Annotated in this window: 26 protein-coding genes; 8 read left to right on the top strand and 18 right to left on the bottom strand. The window is 47.7% G+C overall.

Going from position 1 to position 26,518, the window contains the following annotated elements; all coding sequences use genetic code 11:
• Window positions 1-8 precede the first annotated feature (8 nt).
• From scpA to AABK39_RS07865, 4 genes are all read left to right on the top strand, one after another.
• Window positions 9-2,162, top strand: a complete 2,154-nt coding sequence (scpA, locus tag AABK39_RS07880; protein WP_338394378.1) for a methylmalonyl-CoA mutase — start codon at window positions 9-11, stop codon at window positions 2,160-2,162.
• 193 nt (window positions 2,163-2,355) lie between these two features.
• Complete coding sequence (locus AABK39_RS07875; protein ID WP_338394377.1) at window positions 2,356-3,636, top strand: type IX secretion system plug protein; 1,281 nt, start codon at window positions 2,356-2,358, stop codon at window positions 3,634-3,636.
• 64 nt (window positions 3,637-3,700) lie between these two features.
• Window positions 3,701-4,405 carry an SDR family NAD(P)-dependent oxidoreductase gene (locus AABK39_RS07870; RefSeq protein ID WP_338394376.1) on the top strand — a complete coding sequence of 235 codons (705 nt, stop codon included), beginning with the start codon at window positions 3,701-3,703 and terminating at the stop codon, window positions 4,403-4,405.
• A gap of 281 nt (window positions 4,406-4,686) precedes the next feature.
• On the top strand, window positions 4,687-5,454 hold the full coding sequence (locus AABK39_RS07865) for a YdcF family protein (protein WP_338394375.1): 768 nt from the start codon (window positions 4,687-4,689) through the stop codon (window positions 5,452-5,454).
• A gap of 30 nt (window positions 5,455-5,484) precedes the next feature.
• On the opposite strand, the gene AABK39_RS07860 is transcribed toward AABK39_RS07865, so the two are convergent.
• The 12 genes from AABK39_RS07860 to AABK39_RS07810 all read right to left on the bottom strand — a co-directional run bounded on the left by AABK39_RS07860 (window position 5,485) and on the right by AABK39_RS07810 (window position 16,230).
• Window positions 5,485-7,098, bottom strand: a complete 1,614-nt coding sequence (locus AABK39_RS07860; RefSeq protein ID WP_338394374.1) for a S8 family peptidase — start codon at window positions 7,096-7,098, stop codon at window positions 5,485-5,487.
• Window positions 7,095-7,547: a hypothetical protein gene (locus tag AABK39_RS07855; protein WP_338394373.1), complete on the bottom strand. Its 453-nt coding sequence runs from the start codon at window positions 7,545-7,547 to the stop codon at window positions 7,095-7,097. The genes AABK39_RS07860 and AABK39_RS07855 overlap by 4 nt, the downstream gene beginning before the upstream one ends.
• 272 nt (window positions 7,548-7,819) lie before the next feature.
• Window positions 7,820-8,413, bottom strand: coding sequence for an RNA polymerase sigma factor (locus AABK39_RS07850; RefSeq protein WP_338394372.1), 594 nt, complete (start codon window positions 8,411-8,413; stop codon window positions 7,820-7,822).
• Window positions 8,414-8,619: 206 nt separating this feature from the next.
• Window positions 8,620-9,135, bottom strand: coding sequence for a hypothetical protein (locus AABK39_RS07845; protein ID WP_338394371.1), 516 nt, complete (start codon window positions 9,133-9,135; stop codon window positions 8,620-8,622).
• Between the two features lie 88 nt (window positions 9,136-9,223).
• Window positions 9,224-9,925: a TrmH family RNA methyltransferase gene (locus AABK39_RS07840; protein ID WP_338394370.1), complete on the bottom strand. Its 702-nt coding sequence runs from the start codon at window positions 9,923-9,925 to the stop codon at window positions 9,224-9,226.
• 232 nt (window positions 9,926-10,157) lie between these two features.
• Window positions 10,158-10,637 (bottom strand): GNAT family N-acetyltransferase, encoded by a 480-nt coding sequence (locus AABK39_RS07835; RefSeq protein WP_338394369.1) that lies wholly within the window; start codon window positions 10,635-10,637, stop codon window positions 10,158-10,160.
• On the bottom strand, window positions 10,634-10,849 hold the full coding sequence (locus AABK39_RS27715) for a YgjV family protein (RefSeq protein WP_421825157.1): 216 nt from the start codon (window positions 10,847-10,849) through the stop codon (window positions 10,634-10,636). The genes AABK39_RS07835 and AABK39_RS27715 overlap by 4 nt, the downstream gene beginning before the upstream one ends.
• A gap of 5 nt (window positions 10,850-10,854) precedes the next feature.
• Window positions 10,855-11,319 carry a GNAT family N-acetyltransferase gene (locus tag AABK39_RS07830; protein ID WP_338394368.1) on the bottom strand — a complete coding sequence of 155 codons (465 nt, stop codon included), beginning with the start codon at window positions 11,317-11,319 and terminating at the stop codon, window positions 10,855-10,857.
• A gap of 7 nt (window positions 11,320-11,326) precedes the next feature.
• The gene (locus AABK39_RS07825) at window positions 11,327-11,791 is read right to left on the bottom strand and encodes a MarR family winged helix-turn-helix transcriptional regulator (protein ID WP_338394367.1); all 465 of its coding nucleotides are present in this window, start codon (window positions 11,789-11,791) and stop codon (window positions 11,327-11,329) included.
• A gap of 159 nt (window positions 11,792-11,950) precedes the next feature.
• Complete coding sequence (locus AABK39_RS07820; RefSeq protein WP_338394366.1) at window positions 11,951-13,522, bottom strand: hypothetical protein; 1,572 nt, start codon at window positions 13,520-13,522, stop codon at window positions 11,951-11,953.
• A gap of 24 nt (window positions 13,523-13,546) precedes the next feature.
• Entirely contained in the window at window positions 13,547-14,806 is a 1,260-nt protein-coding gene (locus AABK39_RS07815; protein WP_338394365.1) for an OmpP1/FadL family transporter, read from the bottom strand.
• Between the two features lie 335 nt (window positions 14,807-15,141).
• A complete protein-coding gene (locus AABK39_RS07810; protein ID WP_338394364.1) occupies window positions 15,142-16,230 on the bottom strand; it encodes an o-succinylbenzoate synthase in 1,089 nt (362 codons plus the stop codon).
• Between the two features lie 130 nt (window positions 16,231-16,360).
• Here AABK39_RS07810 and AABK39_RS07805 point away from each other — a divergent pair, with 130 nt between their 5' ends.
• Together AABK39_RS07805 and AABK39_RS07800 are read left to right on the top strand one after the other, a co-directional pair.
• Window positions 16,361-16,870 (top strand): inorganic diphosphatase, encoded by a 510-nt coding sequence (locus AABK39_RS07805; protein WP_338394363.1) that lies wholly within the window; start codon window positions 16,361-16,363, stop codon window positions 16,868-16,870.
• A gap of 87 nt (window positions 16,871-16,957) precedes the next feature.
• Entirely contained in the window at window positions 16,958-18,169 is a 1,212-nt protein-coding gene (locus tag AABK39_RS07800) for an S-adenosylmethionine:tRNA ribosyltransferase-isomerase (RefSeq protein WP_338394362.1), read from the top strand.
• 50 nt (window positions 18,170-18,219) lie between these two features.
• On the opposite strand, the gene AABK39_RS07795 is transcribed toward AABK39_RS07800, so the two are convergent.
• From AABK39_RS07795 to AABK39_RS07780, 4 genes are all read right to left on the bottom strand, one after another.
• Window positions 18,220-19,440 (bottom strand): BaiN/RdsA family NAD(P)/FAD-dependent oxidoreductase, encoded by a 1,221-nt coding sequence (locus AABK39_RS07795; RefSeq protein WP_338394361.1) that lies wholly within the window; start codon window positions 19,438-19,440, stop codon window positions 18,220-18,222.
• 24 nt (window positions 19,441-19,464) lie between these two features.
• Entirely contained in the window at window positions 19,465-20,754 is a 1,290-nt protein-coding gene (locus AABK39_RS07790) for a DUF819 family protein (RefSeq protein ID WP_338394360.1), read from the bottom strand.
• A 115-nt stretch (window positions 20,755-20,869) separates the two neighbouring features.
• On the bottom strand, window positions 20,870-21,106 hold the full coding sequence (locus AABK39_RS07785) for a hypothetical protein (protein WP_338394359.1): 237 nt from the start codon (window positions 21,104-21,106) through the stop codon (window positions 20,870-20,872).
• Window positions 21,107-21,262: 156 nt separating this feature from the next.
• The gene (locus AABK39_RS07780) at window positions 21,263-22,012 is read right to left on the bottom strand and encodes a Bax inhibitor-1/YccA family protein (protein ID WP_338394358.1); all 750 of its coding nucleotides are present in this window, start codon (window positions 22,010-22,012) and stop codon (window positions 21,263-21,265) included.
• A 174-nt stretch (window positions 22,013-22,186) separates the two neighbouring features.
• Here AABK39_RS07780 and xseA point away from each other — a divergent pair, with 174 nt between their 5' ends.
• Window positions 22,187-23,530 carry an exodeoxyribonuclease VII large subunit gene (xseA, locus tag AABK39_RS07775; RefSeq protein ID WP_338394357.1) on the top strand — a complete coding sequence of 448 codons (1,344 nt, stop codon included), beginning with the start codon at window positions 22,187-22,189 and terminating at the stop codon, window positions 23,528-23,530.
• Complete coding sequence (xseB, locus tag AABK39_RS07770; protein ID WP_338394356.1) at window positions 23,527-23,730, top strand: exodeoxyribonuclease VII small subunit; 204 nt, start codon at window positions 23,527-23,529, stop codon at window positions 23,728-23,730. Before xseA ends, xseB begins: the two co-directional genes overlap by 4 nt.
• Window positions 23,731-23,791: 61 nt before the next feature.
• Here xseB and AABK39_RS07765 read toward each other — a convergent pair whose 3' ends face one another.
• Together AABK39_RS07765 and AABK39_RS07760 are read right to left on the bottom strand one after the other, a co-directional pair.
• The gene (locus tag AABK39_RS07765; RefSeq protein WP_338394355.1) at window positions 23,792-24,865 is read right to left on the bottom strand and encodes a response regulator; all 1,074 of its coding nucleotides are present in this window, start codon (window positions 24,863-24,865) and stop codon (window positions 23,792-23,794) included.
• Window positions 24,862-26,499, bottom strand: coding sequence for a hybrid sensor histidine kinase/response regulator (locus AABK39_RS07760; protein WP_338394354.1), 1,638 nt, complete (start codon window positions 26,497-26,499; stop codon window positions 24,862-24,864). The genes AABK39_RS07765 and AABK39_RS07760 overlap by 4 nt, the downstream gene beginning before the upstream one ends.
• Window positions 26,500-26,518: the final 19 nt, after the last annotated feature.

Here is a 26,518-nt window from a genome sequence, read left to right as displayed (position 1 = left end):
TTCCGATTATGAAACCAGATTTCTCCAAAATAAAAGAAACCCTGGGCGTAGCCGGCAAAGAGGTGAATCAAGCCGAAGGCACGTCTTGGGAAACCGCCGAGCAAATCCCGGTAAAACCGGTGTTCATCAAAGCCGACCTCAAAGGCATGGAACACCTCGACTACGGCGCCGGACTTCCGCCATACCTGCGCGGACCGTACTCTACCATGTACGTTATGCGTCCGTGGACTATCCGCCAATACGCCGGATTCTCCACCGCCGAAGAGTCGAACGCTTTCTATCGCCGTAACTTGGCCGCCGGCCAAAAGGGACTTTCTGTCGCTTTTGACTTGGCCACGCACCGCGGTTACGATTCCGACCACCCCCGCGTGCTCGGCGACGTAGGTAAAGCCGGTGTGGCTATCGATACCGTTGAAGACATGAAAGTGCTCTTCGACCAGATTCCTCTCGACAAAATGTCGGTTTCCATGACCATGAACGGTGCGGTGATTCCCGTACTCGCTTTCTACATCGTGGCGGCCGAGGAATCGGGCGTTTCGAAAGAAAAACTCAGCGGAACGATCCAGAACGATATCCTGAAGGAGTTCATGGTGCGTAATACGTACATTTACCCGCCAGCTCCGTCAATGAAGGTCATCGGTGATATCTTCGAGTTCACGGCCAACAATATGCCGAAATACAACTCTATCAGTATTTCGGGCTACCATATGCAAGAAGCCGGCGCCACCGCCGACATCGAGCTGGCCTACACCCTGGCCGACGGCTTGGAATACATCCGTACGGGCCTGAAAGCGGGCTTGAGCGTTGATGACTTTGCTCCTCGCCTCTCTTTCTTCTGGGCCGTGGGCATGAACCACTTTATGGAAATCGCCAAGATGAGAGCCGGACGTATGCTCTGGGCGAAGATCGTGAAGCAGTTCGATCCTAAAAACCCGAAATCGATGGCCTTGCGTACGCACAGCCAGACTTCGGGATGGAGTCTTAGCGAGCAGGATCCGTTCAACAACGTTTCGCGTACTTGCGTGGAAGCAATGGGCGCCGTTCTCGGCCATACACAGTCGCTTCACACCAACGCGTTGGACGAAGCCATCGCCTTGCCTACGGACTTCTCAGCACGTATCGCACGTAACACGCAGTTGTACATCCAAGAGGAAACCAACGTTTGTAAGGTTGTGGACCCATGGGCCGGATCTTACTACGTGGAATACCTGACCCAGCAAATCGCCGACAAAGCGTGGAAGCTGATTCAGGAAGTGGAAGAACTCGGCGGAATGGCCAAAGCCATCGAGACGGGTATTCCAAAAATGAGAATCGAAGAGGCCGCCGCTCGTAAGCAGGCCAAAATCGACTCTGGCAAAGAGACTATCGTCGGTGTTAACAAATACAAGACCGACGAGGAGATGGACATCGAGCTTCTGGAAGTGGATAACACCGCCGTACGCGAGTCGCAGGTGAACCGCCTCAAGGAACTCCGCGGAAGCCGTGACGCCGAGAAGTGCGCCGCCGCCATCCAAGCCATCGAGAAGTGTGCCGAAACCGGAGAGGGCAACTTGCTTGCACTCGCCGTGGAAGCCGCTCGCCACAGAGCTACGCTCGGCGAGATCTCTGACGCCATGGAGAAACACTTCGGACGCCACAAGGCCACTATCCGCTCGGTATCGGGCGTATACAGCCGTGAGGCTTCGCAGGATCCACAATTCGTGGAAGCCAGAGCAATGGCCGACAGCTTCGCTGAGAAAGAAGGACGTCGCCCAAGGGTAATGGTGGCCAAAATGGGTCAGGACGGTCACGACCGCGGAGCCAAGGTGGTAGCCTCTACCTTCGCCGACCTCGGGTTTGACGTGGACGTGGGAGCTTTGTTCCTCACTCCTGAGGAAGTTGCCCGCCAAGCTGTAGAAAACGACGTTCACTGCGTAGGAGCCTCAAGTTTGGCCGCCGGTCACAAGACGTTGATTCCGCAGTTGATCCAAGAGCTCAAAAAGCTCGGCCGTGAGGATATTCTCGTATTCGCCGGAGGCGTTATTCCTCCAAACGATTACGACTACCTCTACGAAAGCGGGGTTTGCGCGGTCTTCGGACCTGGGTCAAACATCCCGATGTGCGCCAAGTCGATCCTTAATTTGATGGAAAAAGCGTTCTTCGAAACAGAAGAAACCGTTTAAAAAATACCGTGTCTCATTAACTTGAGAAGAATTTCAAAAAGGCTCTGATCCGCAAGGAATCAGGGCCTTTTTCTTTGGATTTCCCTTCGCTCAATGCCCTCTACGTTCCTTTTTTCCTTTTCAGAAATTGAGAAGTTCGGATTAGTTCTTACCTTGGCGGATGTTCCTTTGCGGAACCAAAATCCGTTATTTTATGAGAATATTCGCCTTTCTGATATATCTGACGCTCTTTGCTGGCCTTGGTCAATTACGGGCCCAAAACCCGGAAAACCTCAGCCGGTCTTTTTCGGAGAATATCCGTACGCCCAGGCTCTACCCCGTTTTCAATGACCAGCCCAACCCCATGGCCCCGCCCGTTATCAGGCTCGGCGGACAGGAAACGCTAAGGCTAGATTTTGACGATCTTGGCGATGAGGAATATGTGGATTACCGGGTCAAAATCACCCATTGCGACGCCATTTGGAAAAAATCGGATCTTTTTCCCCGCAATTACCTGCGAGATTACAACGACTTTATGGTAGAGGAATACGAGTTCTCCGCCAATACCGAAACCGAGTACACACGTTACACTTTTGACCTGCCTCCTGTAACCCGGTCGGGAAATTATCTGGTAACCGTTTTTGACGAAGACAATAAAGCCGTGTTGCAAGAACGCTTTATGGTGTACGAACCCATGGTAAACGTCCAAACCGATTTCATGGACGCCAATATGGTCAGCAACCGGCGCAAAAGGCACCGGCTTGTAACCCAGATCAGCCACCAGGCCCTTGAAATCCGCGACCCGAACAACAATATCTTTGTCGTTCTTCGCCAAAACCGGTCTTGGGCCACGGCCAAATACGGCCTTACCCCTACCCGTGTCAACGAATCGGCCAGAACGGTCCTTTATGATCCGTTTAACGAATCGAACGAATTTGGCGCCGGAAGCGAGTACCGTTTCGTGGATCTGCGGGCCGTGACTTTCCTTGGGCAAAACGTTTTGTCCATGGAAAAAAGGACGACGGGTTACCATGCGGTCGTTGCCTTTGACAAACCCCGCGGACACGAAAGTTATTCGCAAATCGACGATCTGAACGGCCTGTTCGCCATCGGGAGCAACGACACGAAACAAGGCCTTGTGGATCCGGACTATATTACGGCCACATTCAGCCTTATCACGCCAAAATTGGCCAAAGGCAAAAAGATTTACCTCGCCGGCATGTTTTCGGACAATGCTCCGGATTCAAGATTCCTGATGAAATACGATACTGGACTAGGAGGCTACACCGCTTCGGCCAAACTTAAGCAAGGTTTTTACAATTACCGCTACTTGGTGGTGGACGCCCAAGGAAAGATCAACAACAGCGTGGAAGGCGATCATTTCGAAGCCGAAAACGAATACGAAACCTTTGTGTACTTGCGCGATGTCCAACAACGCGCCGACAGACTGATCGGTTACAAAAGGACGAACTTCTCCAGAATACCGTCACGGTAAAAGGAAGCGGAAAGACACACGGTATACAACCACTATCGATTAATCGCATTATTCATATTTTGAAATGAAAAACATCTTTATCACCGGATGCAGTTCCGGCATAGGCCTCGGATTGGCCAAGCATTATTTAGCCCAAGGTCACAGGATCTTTTCAGTCAGCAGAAGAAAGCCCGAAGCCTTGGTAAACGAGCCTAACTTCCGCTACGCCGAACTGGACTTGGCAAACGACAGTCAAATAGCACCGACCGTTCAGCGGCTCGTAAACGGAGAAACACTGGATTTGGCGATATTAAACGCCGGAATATTGGGCGAAATCAGGGATATGAAAGACACGCCCGTAGCGGACTTGCAACAGGTGATGAACATCAACGTCTGGGCAAACAAGACCCTGCTCGACGCCCTTTTGGCCAACGGCACCGTAAGCCAAGTGGTAGGCATCTCTTCCGGCGCCAGCGTAAACGGTAGTCGAGGCTGGTCCGGGTACTCTCTCTCAAAGGCTGCGCTGAATATGCTGGTCAAGCTCTACGCCGCCGAGAACGAAAACCTGCTGATTCATGCACTCGCTCCCGGCTTGGTCGATTCCGCTATGCAGGATTATATCTGCGGAGAAGTGGACAGCCAGCGTTTCCCAAGCGCCCAAAGGCTCCGGGACGCCCGCGACACCCCGGCCATGCCCAAACCCGACGAAGCCGGACCAATGCTGGCCGAGGCGATGGAAAAACTTACGGAATACCCGAACGGCTCTTTTGTCGATGTCCGCAATATGTGATTTTTGGTCTTAGGTATTTGGTATTAAGTATTAGGTACTTTTTTAACTTGATTCGAATTGGAAAATCATTCCTTGATTTTCCCGAAACGAGGAGGTTTCTGGCCTCCTCGTTTTTCTCTACTCTTCACTGTTTCTCAACTTCCCCATTCTGATTAATTCTGGCTTCGATTGCATTAACCGCCTCGATTTATCAATATTGCGAAGCGAAAAAACACAGCCTTTTCTTTTTTGGCTTTCGCCAAACAACTCGGCATTTCCCCTAACCATTTTTGACCAAAAAGATGTTTGTAACGCTTTCACGAATCTTTACCTTCTTCGTTTTTCCTTCAAACCAAATATTGATTTTCCTGCTCTTGGCATTAATACTCCGAAAGCGGGCCAAGACCCGGAATATTTGCCTTGGCTTGGCGGTAGTTTGGCTTTTTGTTTTCGGAAACACTCCCATTTACGAAGCTGCGCAAAAGTGGTGGCAAGTTCCCCAAACGGAGTTTTCTAAGCTGGAACCCCACCAGGTTGCCGTTGTATTGGGCGGTGGCGGATTGGCTCCAAACCAAAGTTTGGAAAGTGTGGTACAGAAGGAATGCGCCCGCTCTCGCTTTGTAGTTCCTTTGCTCTTGCACTCGCAGGGTAAAGCCGAAAACCTGTTGATTACAGCCGGAAGTTTTAAAAAATCAAAAGGACAAGAAGCCCGGGATTTGAAGAAGTTTTACGAAACTGCGGGCATCGCTCCTTCCCGGATTTTTCTGGACGAACAAGCCGTGAACACTCACCAAAACGCATTGTACAGCAAGGAAATTTTAGATAAAAAATTCCCGCAAGAACGTCCCCTGCTTGTCACCAACGCTTTCCATATGCGTAGGGCATTGGCTACATTCAAAAAAGCCGGAATAGACTGCGACCCTTACGCTTCGGATTATTTACACGGAAACAACGAGCATCGTGATTTTATGGATTCGATAATGCCTAGTCCTAAAGTACTCGATGAATGGAACCGGCTATTTAAAGAAATGATCGGCTATATTGCCTACAAGGTCACAGGGAAACTCTAGGAATGCATAATATTGGAAAAAGGAACCGCCCTATTCGACAAGAATACGGAAAGTTCCTTTTTTGAACTTGCTTTCTACCCTTAGCAAGTAAATCCCTTTGGGAGTTCCTTTCGGCAATGGGAGTTGTAGTTTTCCGTAAGGGTTAAGCGTTTGGAATCCGTAATCCTTCACCAACCTTCCGCTTAGGTCATAAAGCCAATACCTGAATTGCGTATCGGGATCTCCGCCCGTAAAACGGAAGGTTATTACGCCATCTGTTACGGGATTGGATAAGATAGACATCACGAACTCGTCATCCTCGTCCGATAAAAAATAAGATGCCTGTGGCACTCCATAGCCCAATTCCAAATCCGGCGTAGCTTGCCGGTGCCCAGATTCTCTTAGTTCTTCCAACAGCTTTGAAGCCGGCCAGCCCGGATTCTTTTCCCAGACACAGGCGGCGAAACCGGCCACCAATGGAGCGGAATAAGAAGTCCCGTTTTTGGCTACCGGCGAATCCCCTTTGCCAAAAGTTTGCACTCCGGCTCCCAAAGCTACCAAATCGGGTTTGATTCTGTCAGGCGTTCCCTCATAGCCTATCGAGCTAAAGCTTGCGCGTTCCCAAAAATCATCTATCGCGCCTACGGCCAATACTTCGGGTTCGCCTGCCGGAAAAGTGACATATCGCCAAGAACCGTTTCCTTCGTTGCCGGCGCTGGTAACCACAAGCATCCCGCGCTCAAAAGCCAACTTCGCCGCTTTCGATATTACGGCGACACCTTTACCCAAATCATCCGGACGGTAATCCATCGAACGGTCTTCGAACTCATAATATCCCAACGACGAGCTGATAATATCAACTCCCAAACTGTCGGCGTATTCGGCGGCGAAAAGCCAGTTGTACTCTTCTATGCGGTGCTCGTATTCGTAAGCCCGATCATCCTCCGTTACACAAAGGATTACGTCTGCTCCGGGCGCTGTTCCGATAAATTCGCCGTCGGTTGTTTGGCCGGCCAGGCATGAAAGCACTTCGGATCCGTGAGAGGAATACCGGAATACGCTCCGGCTTGGCTCGATGTAGTTTCTGGTCGCTTTGATTTTCCCTTCTGCCCATAAATGACCGAAAGCCAAAGATGTCTCAGCACCAACGAAACCGCCGTCAAAAACGGCCACCATAATTCCTTGTCCGTGAAAATCTCGCTGGGCGAACTTCTGCGCTTCCATCATTCCCCGCTGGCCTTGCGTTACTTCGGGAATCGGTTCGTCTTCCTGTGTTTCCGCTTCTCGCTTCGCCAGGTCCGAACCGAAAACGGGTGACACATACTCCACACTTTTTACAAAGGGCAAGGTAGCGATCTGAAGCGAATCCTCTTTTGAGCCTCTTACCAATACGCCGTTGAGCCATTTGGTCTTCCATTCCGGCTGATAGCCTATATTTTTGAGCTGATCAGTATAAACGGCGCTAACCGGCAGATCCCGTTCCTCCAGACCAATTCCTTGTTTATCTCTCCGGAGAATCGCCCTTTCGCTCAAAAACTCCGAAGGTTCCGCCAAGGAATAACCGCTCCCATGTTTGTCTTTGAAAAAAACCATATAACGGCGTTGGCCCAAGACCGCAACGGACATGGGCAACAGGAAAAATAAGAGGAGCGCTTTCTTTATCATTTCGCAGGATCTACTTTCTTCTTGCCTTGTTTCTTTACCAAATACTTATAGATTCTCTCGTAACCGCTGTCTTGTTGGATCGTCAGTTTCACGACCTTGTTTTTCGGAAATACCAAAGTCAATTCCCTGAACTCGCCGTTTTTTGTCTTGATCCTTTCCTCTGTCCAAGCCACAAGCGTGGTCAAATCCCAAGTGTCCTTAATCAAGCCGAAGTAGCGCTTTACTTTCAGTTCGTTGGCGCCAAGCCTCATCGTTTTGAAATCCATCAGGCTCTTGATCGTTACGCCTACGACTATCATACAAAGAACAACTGTCAGCAACCATCTCCACCAAGCCATGCTTCCCTCAAGCATAAAAGACCTCAGGTTAAAGAAGAGCGCGCCATAAGCCAAAATCAAGAACATAACAATGGCCGAGAGCGCTTTGAATTTAGGTTTCGATACTATCATTCGAACAAACTTACATCACTTCCTTCCAGTCCGGAAAACCGAAAGCTTTGAATATCAAAATCGGTTAAAGCAGTACGAGGCAATGCTTTCCGGAATCGGCTGAGCCTGATTTCGGGATAACCAAAACGCGTTGATTTCCCCAACCCCAAGACCTGATTCGAATACGGCTTACCCACTGTACCAAACTCCTACAAAAATAGAAAAACCGCCATAAAGGCGGTCTTTCCACTAACCAAATATATTTAAAAATGAGAGTTCGATAGCGTGATCGATTAACTTGCCGCTACATTGAAGTAAGAGGCCTCTCCATAATTAATGTTTTTTCTCAGGTTATTGAGCGCATAACGCATCCTTCCCAAAGCCGTATTAATACTCACTCCGGTCTCGTCGGCGATTTCTTGGTAGCTCATTCCCATGAAGTTCCTCATTTTCACGACCTCGCGTTGCGCTTCGGGAAGCATGTCCACCAATTCCCTAACCCTTCTTCTTGAGTCGGCTTGGATCTGTTTGGTTTCGTAGCTTTCCTCAGATGTGTCACAAAGTCTGAAAAAGTCGTCGCCCTCGTCCGGCAAAAGTTCCGGATAGCGCTTCACTTTTCTGCAATGGTCAATGGCTTTGTTGTGCGCGATACGCATCAACCAAGGGAAAAATTTGCCTTCCTCGTTATACCCTTTTTTCCTGAAAGTGCCCACCACCTTCATGAATGTGTCTTGGGTAAGGTCTTCGGCCACGGTCTGGTTTCGCACGATCATAAAAATCTTCGCGAAAACACGGCGGTTATACTGACGGTAAATAACGCCAAACGCTTTTGAATCTCCACTCAAATAGTCGCGGATCAACTCAGTATCATTCTCAAATTTGCCCATACTTAATCTGATTTTTTTCTCTAGCGTAAAGCGTTTACCATATGCCTCTCCTGTGTTTTGGAATTATTTAACCACAGGACAAATCTAGGATTGTCAGATAGGGCGTCCTATTAACCTTCGTTCAATATTGTTAAAAGTTGTTAAGGTAAATGTTAACAAATCTAAAAACGGAAGACTAAAACACGGATACTTACGTTAGCGAAAGGCTAGTTTCCTGCCCGAAAAAAACCTTTGACTCTCCGCACCACCATCTTACGGCGATTTTTGATAAAAAGTAGTACCGCCTTTCTGAGCAAAGGTTCGTCTTTAAGGTAGTCGGCCATCAAAACCAACGAGCCAGCATAGGGCAAAATGGACAAAAAGGACTTCCATACGTTGATCGTTTGCCGTAGGCTAATTCTCACGTATATAAACTTAAGCGTTGCGTTAGCCAGCCAAAAACCCAGAACGGGCGCCAGAACCTGCCATGAGAACTCTCCGGTAAAAATGGAATAGATCGCTACGCCCGGCAACAGCAACGCGTCTACCCATGCCGCCACGACACTCCAACCGGCCAATATGGAACTGACATAAAGTGCTCCGGTGATTCTTTTCTCAAGGATATGTCTGCGGATAGCGTTGCGCTCCTCTTCTGTAAAATGGTCTACATGCTGTATGAAATAGCAAAACTCGTCTTCGGCACAGCGGCACTTCTCATCGTATGTCAGCTCCAACCCAATCATTCTTTATCGGAAAAAGTCACAAAACACCCGGAACCTTACCGGGCTTCTGTAAATACGGAAAAAAGAAAGGGATGTTCGACACATCCCTTTATAACAGCCCTTTTTCTTCTCTATATCTTCGCTCAAGCGCTTCGGCCTTGCGCACCACCCGCCTATACCAGCGGTACCGGATCGCGTCTTTTTCCTTTTGGCTAAGATGCCAGTCCACGTCCGTCTCCCGAAGCCTGTTCACCAAATTGTGTAGGCAGATGGAAGCGGTAACCGAAATATTGAAACTCTCCGTAAAGCCGTACATTGGCAAAGTAATGTAACCGTCGGCCATGTCCAGCGCTTTTTGGCTCAGACCCGAATGCTCGTTACCAAACACGACAGCCACTTTAGAGTCCAGAGGAACACGCTCTATCGGCACTCCGGAAGCGTGCGGAGAAGTGGCGTAGATCTTATAGCCTTCCGACTTCAAACGCTCATAACAAACTTCCGTATTATCACCTGCCTCGTCGTCATAGCGATGGATATTCACCCAAGCCCCGGCGCCCTTCGATACGTTCGGGTTCATTTTGTAACGCGGGCTGTCCTCCACGATATGAAAATCATGCACTCCAAAGCAATCGCAAGTCCGCAAAACGGCGCTGGCGTTTTGCGACTTATATATATTTTCCACTACGGCAGTCACATAACGGGTACGTTCGTTGAGCGCGTTTTCAATCAGGGATTGCTTGTTTTCAGTCACATAATCCCGAAAAAATTCCATCAATCCCTTCTCGTACTCCCCTATCGGCTTTTCCTCCATCTTCAGATTTTGTCTTGTTCTCCGCTAATACAAAAAGCAAAGATACTAGGCTTTAGTCACCGAAAAAACTCATTTTTTGTAAGGCTGTTCTCTTTTCCTAAAAACAATAATTAACCACAGCTTTTTCAGAAACGCATAAAGAGGATAGTCAAACATCACTCGTTAAAAAACATCATCTGAATTTCTTCAATGGCCGTTTTAGTGTTCCATGTTAAGTCTCTAATATTCTATTTTATAATTCTCTATACATGATATACGCGTCCACCAAACCCAAGGATTTATGCTTGAATGCTTTTGGAGTGGTACCGATAATCTCAAATCCGAATTTCCGCCAAAGCCCGACAGCGGGTTTATTTACGCTTACTACAATATTGAATTGCATGGCAATGAAACCGAGTTCTTTAGCGACTTGCAAAGAGTGCTTACAAAGTTTCTTTCCGATCCCTTTTCCTTGGGCATCAGGCGAAACAATATAACCGGCGTTGGCTATATGGCTACCCAAATCAATCTGATTGGGCTTTACATAATATGTCCCTAGAATTTGATCGTTTTCTTCGTAAACATAGGTATGCATATAGCTGGCAAACCAATGTTTTTCTAGGTCGCTTTTGGGGGTATCGGCATAAAAAACATGGGTATCCTCTGTTTGGATTACCGCATGAAAAATCTTCCAAACTTGATCAATATCTTTAATGGTTGCTTTTCTAATCATAATTTAAGTTTTGATTCTCTGTAAATATGCCAAGCGTGTATGCCGCAGTATAGAACGGCGCCTAATATTACCGGATAGGCGGAGGTAAGTATACCGTAGACTATGTACAATACGCTCGACAGCAAGTGCCATCGTCTAAGTTTTATCATATCCTTATTCGACATGGCGAATAGCGCAATACTCAAGGCGAAAAATCCGACTGCATCATTCATTCATCTTAAATCATTAATTCCATTCTGATATTACAACGCTCATAAGGGGTGTTTTTTGGAACAGGTATTTCCTTGAAACCCACTTTTTTGTAGAGTGATATGGCCGGCTTTAAAATGGTATTCGAATCCAGGAATAAGCGATCGATATTGTTCTCTCCCGCAAAATTGATAGCGTAATACATTAGCTTTTGGCCTATTCGCATTCCTTGAGCCTCTTCTTCGACAGCCATTTTAGAGAGTTCAAAAGTATTATTATCCCTATTAATCAAGGCTACCGTACCAATCGCTTTGCCCTCTATTGTCGCCATAAAAATATGCCCGCCCTTTCTTATAATGTATTCTTCGGGATTTGATAAAACCTGTTTGTCATACTCCTCAACATAGAAATACTTAGCCAGCCATTGGGTATTGAGCGCCTCAAAATCCTTAGCGTAACGCTTGTCAAAATTTACAATCTGAAGGGTTTTCATATTTATACTATTTGATTACACGCTCTAATAAGCTCTTCTCAGATAATTTATCTTCCGTTTTGTCGAGTTCTTTTAAAAAGCTTGGAGACACAAACTCCTTGATTACCTTTTGAATAAGGTCCCATTGCTGTTCTAATGCGGGTAAGCATTGAATCGTTTTTTCGGATAAACTCAGCAGTTGTTTTCTACTGTCCGTTTTATCGGTCACGCTATTCAAGAAACCCTTTTCCTTCATCTTTCTTGTAATCTTGATAACGGCCGGATGCGAAAACCCCAGCTTCTTTGAGATTTCCGTTACACTCAGTTTTTCTTCCTTTTTGAGTAGCAAAATGATTACGTGCCAGTTGGGTTCTATCTCCAGATCCAACTGTTTGTAGACCTCCTTCGCATCATAAATGAGTGTATCACTTAGGCGCTTCAGCCTTGCCGTAAAGCCGACATACTCTAAAGTTTTTAAATAATCTTTCCCCATAATTAACGTAACTGGTTACGCGAATATAGAGAATTAAATGTAACCGGTTACGTTTAATTTAAAAAAATTGCTCTTACCAGTCGTTTGACGCATAGTAAGAGCAAAAAAAAGCGCACCCTGGAGCATTCCAAGGTGCGCTTCTTATATATTCTATTCAACTTACGGCAACAATACCGGATTATACTTCGCAATATTCACATTGCCAAGACGGCTACCGAAAGCCTTGTTTGTAGCATCGATAAAGCCGTTTGCAACTACAGCGTAACCGCGAGGCGTCATATGTACACCGTCAAGCGAGAACGCACCGCCTTTTACGAAAGTTCCGTTTACCGAAACCCCATTTTCCACAAGACCATTGTTCACTTTATCCAACAAAGCGTTAGCGTCGAGCAAACCGATACGGTCATTCGAGTTGGCAACGCCTTCGATAATAGTATTCAATTCCTTGGTGCGCGCTATTACAGAAGCCGCTTCAGTAGCGTCAAGCACATACTGAGAACCTAATGGAATCGCAACCTTTTTAGCTAGAGCCATATTATCCGAATCGCCCATAATCGCTACGATTTCATCCTGCTTAGCCTTCGCTTCAACCAACTTGCCTTGCTGAGCCAAAGCTGTAGCTTGCGCTTTCAAAGTACCTACTTGAACGGCTAAACCTTGGAGCTTCTGTTGTTCTTCAGCAGAAACATTAGCCATATTCACATAGCCGACCTTGTTGATAAGGATATCATTCTGAACCGCCGAGAACGTGAGAAGCGGGTAATCAGCGTCGAGATCAAGAGCTTTAACCTCTTGTTTCGCAACCATCATATTTCCGCTTACCACTACAGGGTAGTTTACGCCAACTTTGAAAAGGCCAGCTTCAGGCAACTTAAATCCCGCCAAAGTATAAACGAAATTCGCAAAACCAACAGTTTGCTCATCCATTGTAATCTGCTTGACCACATTCTCATCGGCTAACATAGCTTTAAGTTGTGGCGCCACAGTCGTGAAAAACGGGATCTTTGTAACGTCAGGAATAGTGGCGATAACACCTTTGGCTTTTCCTGAGTTCTTGGCCAACAACGTAGTAATTACGCCATCATAAGCCGCTTGGAAAGCGGAAACAGGCGAAAGACCATCCACATAAGTATTTGGCTCACCGTCCACGCCTTTAGCTCCACCCGAAGTGGCGTAACCTAGTACGTCGTTACCGCCGAGCCAGCAAGTAAAGAATGTAGCTTCCTGCTTACTTACCCACTGAAGGTAAGTCGTACCGTCAGCCTCATCAATTCTGGCGAAGTAAGGGTTTGCCGCTTTATAAGTTGGTTGGGCTACGTCTATAACACGAATACCGGGAATACCGAAATTATGAACCTTTCCGCTCACTTTCTGGGCGAACGATGGGTCAGCATTCACCGGAACAGGTGTAGGGTTGCCGTCTTTCAATTCAAGCTTGAGGTATCCCGAGCCACTTCCCTTTACAGTCGGTTGCATAAACTCTCCACCACCGAAGGCTTTGAATTCGTTGGCCAACATCATCGGGAAAGAATTCTTTTGGCTTTCCTCATAAAGCCCTTTGTCCGCATAACCCGAAGTCAGGGAGTTACCGACCGAGATATAAGTGGTGACATCCACACTACCCAGAGTTTCGCTTACGCTAGGCGCTTCCACTTCGTCTTGGCAAGACCAAAGCGCTGTAGTGGCAAAAGCCAACGACAGCATTCTCAAAGATCTATATGTTATTTTCATCTATCTCTTAGGTTTTGTCCTCAATTAAAAATTGTACGACACTGAGATACCGCCAATCAGGCCAGTAGTCTTGAATGTTCCCGGCAAAACGCCCCCAACATTGCCTGCTCCTTCAACATCTTTCGGCGTTTGCTCACGCTCAATTCCGTTCGAGTAAAGGAATGCCAAATCCACCGCGATATTCTTCGTCGGCTTCAACCCGACACCGAAAGTAGTGTTGATTCTGCTTTGGTCAGGAGTCTCCGGAGAAAGGTAACCGGCATCTACCGGCGACTTATCGTAATAACCACCCGCGCGCACGCTCAACCATTCTTTCAGTTGATACTCACCACCGATTTTGATTACGTATGACTTGTTGTAGTTCCGGTTCGAGACGCTATGAGTCTCCCCGTTAACAGGCTTATTGAACTCGATGTCAAGTTTTTCGTAAGAATCCCATCCTACTAAGTTCACTTCCGCTCCAATCGACAATTTCGATGTTGGAAGATAAGTCACGCCAAAGGCCCAAGTGCTTGGCATAGGAAGCTCACTGCTCCACTTGTCCGCTTGGAATAGCGGCTTAGCGGCCATAGGAACGTTAAAGATCGCATCCCCGTCTTCCACCTTCATAGTCACTTCAGACTTGTAGCTCAAGCCCAAAATCCACTGCTCGTTCGGGCGATACGAAACTCCGATATTGTAGCCATAACCCAGTTCGGCAGATCCATCGATTTCAGATGTCGCTCCATCACCTAGTTGAGTGATATCTTTCTGAAGGTTCACGCTTCCGGTAGCCAAAACGAATCCGGCACCAACCGAAAACTTGTCAGAGATCTTATAACTTACAGTAGGCTGGAAGAAGAAAGTCTTCAATGACATCTCAGTCAAATATCCACGGCCATCCCAGCCGTCTTCCCACTTTACGCTTGAACCGAAAGGGGTATAAACACCAAGACCAAATCTAAAATCACTGTTTTCTCCACCAAAAGTGGCGTAAACGTGAAAAGGCGTTCCCACAGGGCTGTCAGTACTCGCCTCGTATTGCGATAAATCGCTTCCCGACCACAGAGGACGGTAATGGTGCTTGGATCCGGCAAATGTGACTCCGGCCTGGACACTGTTGTATCCCATAAAGCCCAGAGCGCCCGGGTTCCAATACACCGATGATGCCGTTGGTCTCAGAGCAACTCCCAGGTTACCCATACCCAACTCGCGGTTGCCTTGTAACAAGGCCTGATAACCTGTCGCCCATCCCTCCAAACTGAGACACGACGCCAGCACGATCGCTAGTACGATTCTTTTCATAAGCTGATAAATCTGCCTTTTTGATTTCGTTTTTTATTCACTCTGAAGAAACTCAAACAGTACAATTTCATTCTTTTTCGGAAACCCACTGTTTTTGTTCAGAATAAAACCAAGGATTAAAGTAAGGAAAAGAGCTAGATTCATCCAAGAGATTCTCACTCAAAAAATAACAAAAAGGTAATTTACAGACCAAAAACAGCAAAGGCGGAGCTAAAAAGCCCGCCTTTAAGCGTTTACAGGTGAAATCAATATCATTTGATAACTAGACAGATAAGCACCCTAAGGAAACTCAAACAAAAAATCACGGTACCCAAAATTACACTAAAAAAGAAACCCTATCCTTCAATCAAGGTTTCCAACTTCCATTCCGATTCATCGCCATACCAAAGCTCCCCTCGCTTAATTCTCAACGGCGACCCAATGTTATTATGGTACAATTGACCGGTACCCAAACCTTGTGGCATATCCACCTCCAAGAAGTCAGTATATTGCCCTATTGCGTTTAATCCGACATTCGACTCCAAAGCGGAAGTCATCCACCAACCGATACCCCGGCTTTCCGCAAGCGAAATCCAATCCCCGGAATCGGCCAAACCTCCGACTAACGTCGGTTTCAGAATAATGTATTGCGGATTCAACCGGTCCAACAGCTCCGCCCGCTCAATTCCGTTCACACCGATCAATTCCTCGTCCAAAGCCACGTCCACCGGACTCAAATCGCAAACTTTCCTCATCAGTTCATACTGCCCCGCCATTACCGGTTGTTCGATTGAGTGAAGCGCCAATTCCCCCAACTTTTCCAGTTTCTCAAACACGTCCCGTTCTCCGAATGCGCCATTGGCGTCTACCCGAAGCGTAATCTCTTCCTCACCGAATCTCTTTCTAATACTCCGCAACAAGGCCAATTCCTTATCGAAGTCAATCGCTCCGATTTTCATTTTCACGCAAGTGTAACCTTCCGTAATTTTTCGTTCTATTTGTTCGGACATAAAAGCCTCGTCCCCCATCCAGACGAGTCCGTTTATCGGAACGGAACGTTCGCCCCTCACAAAAGGACTATCCAGCACAGTTCTTTTCCCCCCGTTGAAGATATCCAGCAACGCCGTCTCCAGTCCGAATCTGGCCGAAGGCAAATCGTCAGGCACCATTTCACGGACAAACCCCGCCACTTGGCAACTCCCGCACAACCGGTTCAGCTCCGGCGCCAACCTTTCGGCCAAACCCTCAAGCACTTCCCCGAAATCCGGCCTGTCGTCCACGCTCAACCCTTTCAACGGCCCGCACTCGCCTATGCCTCGCAATCCGCTGTCCAAGTCCTCGACCACCCAAAACCATGTATTTTTTTCACGCAATACACCCCTCGAAGTTCCCGCGGCAAATTTAAATGCCAACGTATAAGGGATAATCGTCGATCGTATTCTCATTGGAAGAATTAATTTGATTTCAACGGAGTATTAAGTCCGAAATTTTAACATTTTAATTCGGCTATTATTTCTATATTTGTCGCCTTGTTTCTGACTCTGAAATAAAACACCTATTACAAGCAATTGCATCATGTCTGAAAGAAAAGAAGAACTGACATTTGACGTTCTGGTAGAAATCCCAAAAGGAAGCCGAAACAAATACGAATTTGATAAAGAGAAAGGACTTATCCGATACGACCGGATGATATTTTCGTCAATGCACTATCCGAGCGACTACGGATACGTTCCCGACACTCTCGCTTTGGATGGTGACGCACTCGACGCTTTGGTATTGCTCTCCGCCCCGACATTCCCGGGCTGTTTGATCGAATGCCGCACTATCGGTCTTTTCAAAATGACTGACGAGGCCGGCGAAGACAACAAACTGATCTGCGTACCGGTCAGCGACCCGGTCTGGAACAAAATCCACGACCTCGACGAAATCAACCCACACCTAAAGCTCGAAATCGAGCACTTCTTCCAGGTGTACAAAGACCTTGAGAAAAAGAAAGTGGACGTACAGGGTTGGGATTCGAAGGAGCACGCCGAAGAGGCCTTCCACGCTTCGGTCGAAAGATACAAGCAGACTAAAAACATCTAATCACATCTGCTGAACGCATCACAAAAAGCGGGGTAACACCCGCTTTTTTCCTTTAAGGGCCGGCTTTCGGCCACATCTATTTATATTATGGACATTCCTAAAATCAGCCTCGACGATTACCTTTACGATCTTCCTGACGAAAGAATCGCCAAACACCCGCTTAGTGAAAGGGACGCGTCAAAACTGCTCCATTACTCAAAGGGGCAAATCACACATAACACTTTCTCCGCCCTCCCCGGGCTGATTCCGGCCAACGCCACCCTTTTTTTCAACGACACGAAAGTTATTCCCGCCAGACTGTTCTTCAGCAAAGACACTGGCGCTAAGATCGAGATATTCCTTCTTCAGCCCGAAAAACCGAGCACGGTAATAGCGGAATCGATGCTGGCATCGGGTTCTTGCGCTTGGTCTTGCATGGTCGGTAATTTCAAAAAATGGAAGGACGACCAGATCCTGACCCGAATCCTAACCATCGGAGACCAGGAAATTAAGCTGACGGCCAAAATCGAAGATCGCAAAAATACGCTGATAAGGTTTGACTGGGACAACACGAGCGTGAAATTCGTGGAAATAGTGGAGGCTGCGGGCACTGTTCCGCTCCCCCCCTATATGAACAGACAAGCTACCGAAGAGGACAAACCCCGCTACCAAACCGTTTATTCCAAAAACGAAGGCGCCGTAGCCGCCCCAACTTCCGGCCTCCACTTTACGGAGGACGTATTGGAAGCCATCAAGGACAAAGGCGTAATCACGGACCATTTAACGCTTCACGTCAGCGCAGGCACCTTTAGGCCTATCAAAGAAGAAAACGTTCTGGACCATCCGATGCACTCGGAACAGGTAATCGTAAGCAAACAGAACGTAAAGAACTTGGCTAACCCCGACCGCAGAATTTTCTGCGTGGGCACCACCTCGATGCGGACCATCGAAAGCCTTTATTGGTATGGCGTAAAACTGATTTCGGACCCTAACGCCGAATTCAGGATAGAAAAGCTTTATCCGTACCAATTCGAAAAAGAGGATTTGCCCAGCCGTACGGAATCAATGACCGCCGTGCTGGACAAAATGGAACGGGACGGCGTGGAGAAGATCCACGGCAGTACGGAGATTTTCATCTTTCCGGGCTATTCATTCCCGATGATCGAAGGAATGGTTACCAACTTCCACCAGCCTGGCTCTACGCTTATCCTGCTAGTAGCGGCCTTTATCGGCGAAGATTGGCGCAAAATATACAAAGAAGCCATGGACAACGGATACCGCTTCCTGAGTTATGGTGATTCTTCTTTTCTTGAAAGATAAAAAAAACGGGCGCTGGAAAGGCGCCCGTTTTTTTAGACCTTTTCCAGTCGTCAAAGCTTTGAGGCGACGTCCGTCCCCGCCAGATAGCCCGAGCTCCATGCGAACTGGAAATTAAACCCACCAGTCACGCCGTCCACGTCCAGCACTTCACCCGCCAGATAAAGACCTGGAAACTTTTTGCTTTCCATTGTTTTCAGGTTTACCTCATTCAAGGCCACTCCACCACAGGTCACAAACTCTTCCTTAAAAGTAGTCTTGCCAGACACCTTTAGCGGAAACCTGACCAAATGCTCCACCAAACGGTTACGCATCTTTTTGGAAAGATCCAGCCAACGGCGATCGCCCTCTATTCCCGATAACTCAACCAAACGCTCCCACAAACGGGTAGGCATATCAAACAATGGGGTATTCCGAACCAGTTTCTTGGGAAATTCCGAACCGATACGAGTCAATTCCGCCCGTGTATCATCTTCGCTTTTATCGGCCCACCAATTTACCAAGGCCTCGCATTTATAGCCTTTTTCGTGAAAAATCGGCGACGCATAAGCCGAGAGCCTCAACACCGCCGGTCCGCTAACGCCCCAATGCGTCACGAGAATAGCCCCTGAACGCTCTTCCTTTGTCCCGGCCAGACGAACAGAAGCAGAAGGCATTGACACCCCTTCCAGACCTTTCAGCCCAGAATCGGGGACATTGAGCGTGAACAGCGAAGGCAAGGGCTCTTTTATCGTCAACCCTGCATCCGCCAACCACGCATAAGCTTTCTCCTTATTGGCCCCACCCGTGGCCACAAGCAATTTCCGGCAAGAGAATTCGCCTTCGTCCGTCTGAACTTTAAAACCGGCTTCGGTTTTCCCAAAAGCCTTTACGCCACAGCGTTTCTTTACCTTGACGCCTTTAGCTTCCGTTTTCGCCCTGAGACATTCTATAATCGTACGAGAATTGTCGGAAACGGGAAATACACGACCATCGGCTTCGGTTTTCAGGCGAACACCTTTCTCTCCAAACCACTTTTTGGTTTCCGCCGTCCCGAAAACGTCAAAGACCTTCCGCAAAGACTTTCCTCCCCTCGGATAAAAAGCGACCAACTTCGCAGGCGATTCCTCAGCGTTTGTCACATTGCAACGCCCGCCACCCGAAACCAGCACTTTGGCGAGCGTCTTTCCGCTTTTCTCCAAAATCAGGACACTAGCCTCCGGCTTTTTACTCTTCAACTCCGCTGCCGCAAAATATCCAGCGGCGCCTCCACCAACTATTATAAGGTCGTACACTTCCTACTTTCTTTTTAAAATCAATTATCCGCCCACGGTCCATTGCATTAACGAGGCGCAAGCGATGGCCCCAAAGGTTCCGACCGCATAGCCCAACACGGCCAACAGTACGCCAACTGGCGCCAATGACGGACTAACCGCGGAAGCCACAACCGGCGCCGACGCAGCGCCACCGACATTAGCCTGCGAACCAACGGCCACATAAAAGAACGGCGCTTTGATAAATTTAGCCACAACTATCAGCAAAATAGCATGGAACGAAATCCAAATCGCCCCAACGGTAAGCAATCCTTTGAACAGCGGCCAGTTCTCGACGAGTTCGCGAAGGTTCATCTTCATACCGATAGTCGCCACCAAAACATAAAGAAAAAGGCTCCCGAACTTCGAAGCGCCAGCCTCTTCCAGCTTTTTCGCCCTAGTAAACGACAACAGGAAACCACCCAATGTCGCCAAAACCACAAGCCAGAAAAAGCCACCGCCAACAGACGTAAAATATTTCACCCAAGAATCCGGATTCTTCGCCAAGACGCCATCGATCACCGACTTTAGATCAGGAGCGATAATATCCGCCAAAAGATGCGAAAATCCCACAATTCCGAACGTCACACCCATCAAAGTGGTCAATCCCGTAAACGTAATAGGTTTCGAAACCGAATCACCCAGACGTTCCGCCTTCTCTTTTAGCTTAGTAATTGTAGAATTGTCGGCGCCTATCCAGCGGTCTATTTTATCCGAAATTCCGACTCCGTAAAGCATCACTGTTGTCAGAAGATTCGAGATAAACAAATCCACCACCAACATCGACTGAAAGACTTCTTCCTCCACTCCATAAATTTCTTTCATCGCAGTCTGGTTGGCTCCGCCTCCGATCCAGCTTCCGGCTACAGTAGCGAAGCCTCGCCACAAGTCCTGAGGCGACATTCCGCCCAACAAATCGGGAGCTACTGAGCTTACCAAAAGCAAAGCTAAAGGTCCACCGAAAACAATTCCCGCCGTCGCGGTCAGGAACATCGTAATCGCCTTTGGTCCAAGGCTCAAAATCGCTTTGATATCTATACTAAGGCAAAGCAAAACCAAACTGGCAGGCAACAAATATCGGGAAGCCATAAAGTAAAGCTTCGAGTCCGCAATATTCACTACACCTGTGGAATTTAGAATCGACGGCAAAAAATAGCACAGTAATAGCGACGGAACGACGCCGTAGAACTTCTTCAGATATTTATTGCTAGACGAAGACGTTTTGAAAACGACAGCGAGAATGACCATCAAAAGGGCCAGTATTACCGCATCGTTTGTAATCGGGAACAGATCCATGTATTTGGTTTAAGTCTGACTGTTTCTTCGAAGGACTGAAATCCAACCTTCAGGAAACAGCCAATCTAAGAAAAAATCACGACTTACACACGGACCATCACATCATACAATCCACTTACGTTCCTTGCCAATTCGCCCCGAAAACTTGATGGAAACGCCTTATCATATCGTCGAAACTGGCCGACACGTGATACACTTTCCCTGATTCCATCCTTACGAACACGCCACGGTCACTTCCGGGCCACACACTTTCGACCAATCGTAAATTGATGATCAAATCATCCCCTTCATTGAGACCTCCGCCCACTTCCTCAATCACAACAAACCGCACAAATGGATTCATTTCGCTCATAGCCTTTTTGGGAAACTACAAGACGAGCTGTCAAAAAGTTTTCAAAACGACGGATAAATCACCCGGAAATCACCTCCCCAAAAAACGAAAAAAGCCTTTCGGACTCTTCAAAAAAAGACACGAAAGGCTTTCCAGCGCTTATGTTTTTTCACAAAATCAGTCGCGACCTCTAAGTATGGCCAGCAAACGCAAAATCTCCAAATACAGCCAGATCAGACTTACCATCAAGCCGAAAGCGCCGTACCATTCCATATATTTGGGCATTCCCGCTTCCGCACCTTGTTCGATAAAATCAAAGTCCATCAACAAATTCAGCGCCGCCACAACGGCTACAATCGCCGTAAAAATCAAAGCAGAAAGGCCACTTCCAAACATATACGGCAAGTGAACGCCGAAAAAGCTGAAAATCCACGTAATCAGATAAACTGCCGCTACGCCTCCGGTAGCCGCAAAAACGATCATTCTGAATTTATTGGTCACCTTAACCACTCTGGTTGCGTATAGCGCCAGCAACGTAAACAACACGCCAAACGTCGACAACACGGCATCCAGCACCACACCAGGGAAGCTCGCCTCAAACGTAGCCGACACTATCCCCAAAAACAAACCTTCGCACAGAGCGTACAGTGGCGTAGTATATGGCGACCAGTTGGCTTTGAATACGGTTATCATCGCCAAAATAAAACCGACGATAGCGCCTCCCCAAGCCAAGCTCGGGTTCATAGCACCCTGAAGCGTCTGGGCGTAAGTATACATCGCCGACACGAAAGTGATCAGCAACAGGATCAGAGTCTTCACCGCGGCGCCCTGTATCGTCATCGCCGACTCCCCGGTTACGTCCCTTGCGTAGGTTCTGCTCTCCGCAAGCCGCCTAAATACCGGATTCGATGATTTTGCGCTTCTCATAATACCCATGTATTTGATAGTTAAATCTTATTTCTTACTTTCTCCCTAACTAGCGTTTTTACGTTTTGGACACGCAAATGTTCGACAATTTCGGCATTCGTTCCGAACAAAAAGCACGTTTGTTTTATTTCTGTGACAAATTTTTGAATAAGTTTCAACAAACCCGCAAGGCCATTGGCAAAACAATCAAACGGCAAACAAATAAGCCTTTCCGCCCTTTGCGCCACCGTGAAGAGCATTATCGAAAAGAATTCGGAGAAAAACTATTGGGTTTTGGCCGAAATCGGCGAGATCAGGGTCAACCCCAACAGCGGCCACTGCTACATGGAACTTGTAGAAAAAGAAAACGACCGCTTCAAAGCCAAAATACGGGCCAACGCCTGGGCCTACACTTACCGAAACATCAACGGCTGGTTCCAATCGATTACGGGAAGCCCGCTAAGCCAAGGCATGAAAGTATTGGCTAATGTCAGCGTCAATTTCCACGAGCTCTACGGCATCAGCCTCACCGTAAACGACATTGACCCGAACTACACCCTAGGTGAAAGGGAACGTTCAAAAAGGGAAACGATAGAACGCCTCCGTAACGAGGGAATCCTCGACCTTAACAAAGGCGTGGATTTGCCGCCCGTCATTCAGCGCATTGCGCTTATCACCTCCTCCACCGCCGCGGGTTACGGCGATTTCATGTCGCATATCGAAGCCGCGCTCAGCTATAGTTTCGACATAACCCTGTTTCAGGCCTCGATGCAAGGTGACAAAGCCGAGCCGGAGATAATCCAGGCCCTTTACGACATCTACAAAAACGAAACGGATTTTGACGCCGTGGTCCTTATCCGGGGTGGTGGCGCGCAGACGGATTTGGAATGCTTTGATAACTATAACCTGGCTGCGCACCTAGCCCAGTTTCCGTTGCCTGTACTCACGGGAATCGGACACGAAAGGGACGAAACCATCTGTGACTTGGTGGCCAACACCAAACTGAAAACACCGACGGCAACGGCGGATTTCCTGATTCGGAAAGCGATGGAATTCGAATCCGCGATCGAGCAACTATACGCCCAAGTAGCGCAAACCGCCATTACTTTCACCCGCTATGAGAACGAAAAACTCAGTTTGTTGGGACAAAGGATGGAATCGGCACCCAAAAGCATTCTTACCACCCAGGGAAATCAGATTAACAATCTGGCCCTAAGAATCGGCAAGGCCTCCGTTTCCGCCCTCCGTAACGGCGCTCACCAATCAGAGGTCCTTTTCGGAAAAGCGAAAGAAGCTTCCCGCAGACGATTGGAGGCAGAAAATTCCAAGCTTAGTATTTTCAAAAAAACTGTAGACCTACTCAATCCCGAAAGGCTTTTTAAACGAGGGTACACTGTTTCCCTTTTCGAAGGAAAAAGCCTCCACAAGGCCGGAAAAATTCCGGAAGGGAGCCAAATCACGACTATAGGACACGACTTTAAGGCTACAAGTACAGTTACGAAATTCGAGACAAAAAACACGGAACAGAAAAAGATATGAGCGAAGAACTCAGCTACAAAGACGCGATGGAGGAACTTGAGGCCATCGTAAACACCATCGAACACGAAGAACCCGAACCCGACGCCCTGATAGGCTTGGTGGAAAGGGCCGGATTCCTTATGAAATATTGCAAAGCCAAACTCAGAAGCACTGAAGATGAGCTTGAAAAGACGTTGAAAAAACTTAACGGCGAGGAATAAGGCATAAAAAAACCGCGGACCTTTTACAAATCCGCGGTTTTTAGGCTATAGTCACGAGTTTCTAATAAAACCCGTTTTTGATAGTCTGAAGTCTATCCGATTTCAAGACCTCTATATTTCTTCCTTTTATCACGATCAAGCCTTCCTCTTTAAAATCGGCCAAAGTACGGATTACCGATTCCGTAGAAGTACCGACAATGTTCGCCAAATCCTCACGCGTAATCGCCATGCTGAACTTTGTTTTGCCTTCCTCCTTGTATCTCGATTCCAACAACAGAAGGGCTTCCGCCACGCGTTGCCTTACGGAATTATACGCCAGGTTCAAGAGCCTGTCTTCGCTTTCCTTCAGATTATTGGCCAAGATATTTATGAACTTGTGCGAAACGTCCCTGCTTGACCCGATCAGATCGAAGAAATCCTCTTTAGGGATAAAGCAGATCTCGGACTCTTCCAAGGCCATCGCCGTTTCAGTGTAGTTCGTATCCTTGAGCAATGCCATATAGCCTATGAAATCACCTTCTTTGTACAGTCCGGTGATGTATTCCTTGGCGTCTTCGTTCGTCTTGAAAGCTTTGACCTTTCCTTTGCTTACGAAGAACAAACCATTCGGCATTGCGTCCTCATGATAAATGATTTCTTTACGCTTATAGCGCTTAGCCTTGCGGTCAATCGACAAGCTCTCAAGCTTGATGGAAGCCTCTTTGGCGTCATTCAGAAAATCATTGAACCCGTCAATGTCTCTGGAAAATTGCTTTTGCAGAATATCGGCCTTTTTGAAACGAGTCTCCACGGCGTTCAGCAACTCCATATCGTCAAACGGCTTGGTTAGGTAATCGTCGGCGCCAAGATCCATTCCCTTCCGCATGTCGCTTCTTTCGGCTTTGGCCGTAAGGAAAATAAAAGGGATCGAAGCGGTATCCGCCGACTTGTTGAGCATGTACAACACGCCATAACCGTCAAGCACCGGCATCATGATGTCGCAAATGATAAGATCCGGGATTTGCTGTTGCGCCAGCTCGACGCCCATTTTCCCATTATCGGCCGTAATGACCTCGTAATCTGCCAGCTCGAGAATCTCAGCCGTATTCTCGCGCATATCCGCGTTATCTTCTATCAGAAGAATTTTCTTCTTCATATCTTTCTTTTCTCTACAGTGCTGAAACGGGGAAGCCTAATCGAAAACGTGGTGCCCTTTCCCTGAACACTCTCAAAGTTAATCGAACCTCCCATCAAGTCCACATATTTTCTCACAATATTGAGCCCAAGGCCCGTACCTTGGATATTGGTGGCATTTTCGGCCCTAAAAAACCTCGAAAACAAAAGGTGTTGCTCCGCTTCCGGAATCCCCATCCCCTGATCCCTGACACTCAAGGTAATGTCTTCTCCCTCAATGCCGGTACGGAAGAAAATGTCCGTTCCGTCTTCGGAATATTTAATGGCGTTGGAAAGCAAATTCATCGCTACGTTTTTCAGGATCTGCGGATCCAGAACAACGTCTCCTCCCTCGCCTTCGTGTTCGTAGTACAAGGTCTGGCTTGGCTTGGCCAAAGCCTGCATTTCCTCGGCCACTTCCGTACAAAATGACCCCAAATCCATCTCCACCGGTTTGTAGATCGTTTTCCCCTCTTCCAGCTTGCTGATCGAAAGGAAATCGTTCAAAATCCCCGTAAGGTTTGACACATTCGACTTTATACGGTTCACGTGCTTCATTCGCCGGTCCTGTTGCGCAGCCTCCTCATAACGGCTAATCAGCGAAGCGGAAGAAAGAATACTGCTCAACGGTGTCCGGAACTCGTGCGAAGCCATAGAGACGAATCTGGATTTCAGCTCATTCAGCTGTTTTTCTTTCTCCAGCATTTTCCGCACTTCCGCCTCCGCCTTTTTTCTTTCGGAAATATTCTGGGCTACCACTAGAACTTGCTTCACAAACCCAAAAGTATTCAGCAACGGTTCCGCATAAAGCTCGTACACGTTTCCTTTCACCTCAAGTTCAAACGTGACTCCACTACCGTTCAAAACCACTTCAAAATGTCTTTGCAAAGCTTCGTGGTCAACGCCCAGCCCCTTTAGCCTCTCAAGGTTCCAACCGACATAATCCGCTCCCGAAAGCCCGTAAAGCTCCAGTTCCTTGCCGTCGGCGAACACCAACTGACGCATGGTGTCAAACACGAATATGGCTCCGTTCGGAAAGTTACTGGCAATCGCCCGATACAGGCGCTGGCTTTGCCTAAGCGCCTTTTCCGCCGACCGTCTTTCCTCGATCTGTAACTGGAGTTTATCGTTAGTCCTTTTCAGTTTCTTGAAAGCGTGCGCCAGTTCCCGTGTCCGGACGTACACGCGCTCTTCCAGCTCCTCATTGAGCTTCCGGATCTTGAAAAGGTTCTCGTTGTGCCTCAAACTATAACGGACAGCCCTGTCCAGCACATGCTCGTTCAGCGCACCTTTGTAAATATAATCGGCTGCGCCTATCTGAAACGCTTGGTCGTCAATCTCCTGGTCCACTTGTCCCGTCAACAGGATCAACGGCTTGGAACAACCGCTCTCTATCGCTTCCTTGATAATCTCAAGCCCTGTCCTTGCCCCCAGCCTATAATCGATCAAATAAACGTCATAGTCATTATGCCGGATTGTCCTCATACCCTCCCGGTAATCCGATATCCAATCCAGCTTATAACTTCTGTTGGGAATATTGTCCAGTATATCTTTAGTGATGATGTAGTCGTCCTCATCATCGTCAATAAGCAAAATCTTAATGTTACGGTACAGCATCTACTTCGCTTTTCGGATT

The organism is Fulvitalea axinellae, from assembly GCF_036492835.1.
Classification (GTDB): Bacteria; Bacteroidota; Bacteroidia; order Cytophagales; family Cyclobacteriaceae; genus Fulvitalea; species Fulvitalea axinellae.
The sequence above is the reverse complement of the archived record's forward strand: the minus strand, read 5'-3'. Positions and strand labels throughout refer to the sequence as shown.

Coding starts and splice junctions, on each gene's coding strand:
- scpA (WP_338394378.1), top strand. CDS start 9: ATGAAACCAGATTTCTCCAAAATAAAAGAAACCCTGGGCGTAGCCGGC.
- AABK39_RS07875 (WP_338394377.1), top strand. CDS start 2,356: ATGAGAATATTCGCCTTTCTGATATATCTGACGCTCTTTGCTGGCCTT.
- AABK39_RS07870 (WP_338394376.1), top strand. CDS start 3,701: ATGAAAAACATCTTTATCACCGGATGCAGTTCCGGCATAGGCCTCGGA.
- AABK39_RS07865 (WP_338394375.1), top strand. CDS start 4,687: ATGTTTGTAACGCTTTCACGAATCTTTACCTTCTTCGTTTTTCCTTCA.
- AABK39_RS07860 (WP_338394374.1), bottom strand. CDS start 7,098: ATGATAAAGAAAGCGCTCCTCTTATTTTTCCTGTTGCCCATGTCCGTT.
- AABK39_RS07855 (WP_338394373.1), bottom strand. CDS start 7,547: ATGATAGTATCGAAACCTAAATTCAAAGCGCTCTCGGCCATTGTTATG.
- AABK39_RS07850 (WP_338394372.1), bottom strand. CDS start 8,413: ATGGGCAAATTTGAGAATGATACTGAGTTGATCCGCGACTATTTGAGT.
- AABK39_RS07845 (WP_338394371.1), bottom strand. CDS start 9,135: ATGATTGGGTTGGAGCTGACATACGATGAGAAGTGCCGCTGTGCCGAA.
- AABK39_RS07840 (WP_338394370.1), bottom strand. CDS start 9,925: ATGGAGGAAAAGCCGATAGGGGAGTACGAGAAGGGATTGATGGAATTT.
- AABK39_RS07835 (WP_338394369.1), bottom strand. CDS start 10,637: ATGATTAGAAAAGCAACCATTAAAGATATTGATCAAGTTTGGAAGATT.
- AABK39_RS27715 (WP_421825157.1), bottom strand. CDS start 10,849: ATGAATGATGCAGTCGGATTTTTCGCCTTGAGTATTGCGCTATTCGCC.
- AABK39_RS07830 (WP_338394368.1), bottom strand. CDS start 11,319: ATGAAAACCCTTCAGATTGTAAATTTTGACAAGCGTTACGCTAAGGAT.
- AABK39_RS07825 (WP_338394367.1), bottom strand. CDS start 11,791: ATGGGGAAAGATTATTTAAAAACTTTAGAGTATGTCGGCTTTACGGCA.
- AABK39_RS07820 (WP_338394366.1), bottom strand. CDS start 13,522: ATGAAAATAACATATAGATCTTTGAGAATGCTGTCGTTGGCTTTTGCC.
- AABK39_RS07815 (WP_338394365.1), bottom strand. CDS start 14,806: ATGAAAAGAATCGTACTAGCGATCGTGCTGGCGTCGTGTCTCAGTTTG.
- AABK39_RS07810 (WP_338394364.1), bottom strand. CDS start 16,230: ATGAGAATACGATCGACGATTATCCCTTATACGTTGGCATTTAAATTT.
- AABK39_RS07805 (WP_338394363.1), top strand. CDS start 16,361: ATGTCTGAAAGAAAAGAAGAACTGACATTTGACGTTCTGGTAGAAATC.
- AABK39_RS07800 (WP_338394362.1), top strand. CDS start 16,958: ATGGACATTCCTAAAATCAGCCTCGACGATTACCTTTACGATCTTCCT.
- AABK39_RS07790 (WP_338394360.1), bottom strand. CDS start 20,754: ATGGATCTGTTCCCGATTACAAACGATGCGGTAATACTGGCCCTTTTG.
- AABK39_RS07785 (WP_338394359.1), bottom strand. CDS start 21,106: ATGAGCGAAATGAATCCATTTGTGCGGTTTGTTGTGATTGAGGAAGTG.
- AABK39_RS07780 (WP_338394358.1), bottom strand. CDS start 22,012: ATGAGAAGCGCAAAATCATCGAATCCGGTATTTAGGCGGCTTGCGGAG.
- xseB (WP_338394356.1), top strand. CDS start 23,527: ATGAGCGAAGAACTCAGCTACAAAGACGCGATGGAGGAACTTGAGGCC.
- AABK39_RS07765 (WP_338394355.1), bottom strand. CDS start 24,865: ATGAAGAAGAAAATTCTTCTGATAGAAGATAACGCGGATATGCGCGAG.
- AABK39_RS07760 (WP_338394354.1), bottom strand. CDS start 26,499: ATGCTGTACCGTAACATTAAGATTTTGCTTATTGACGATGATGAGGAC.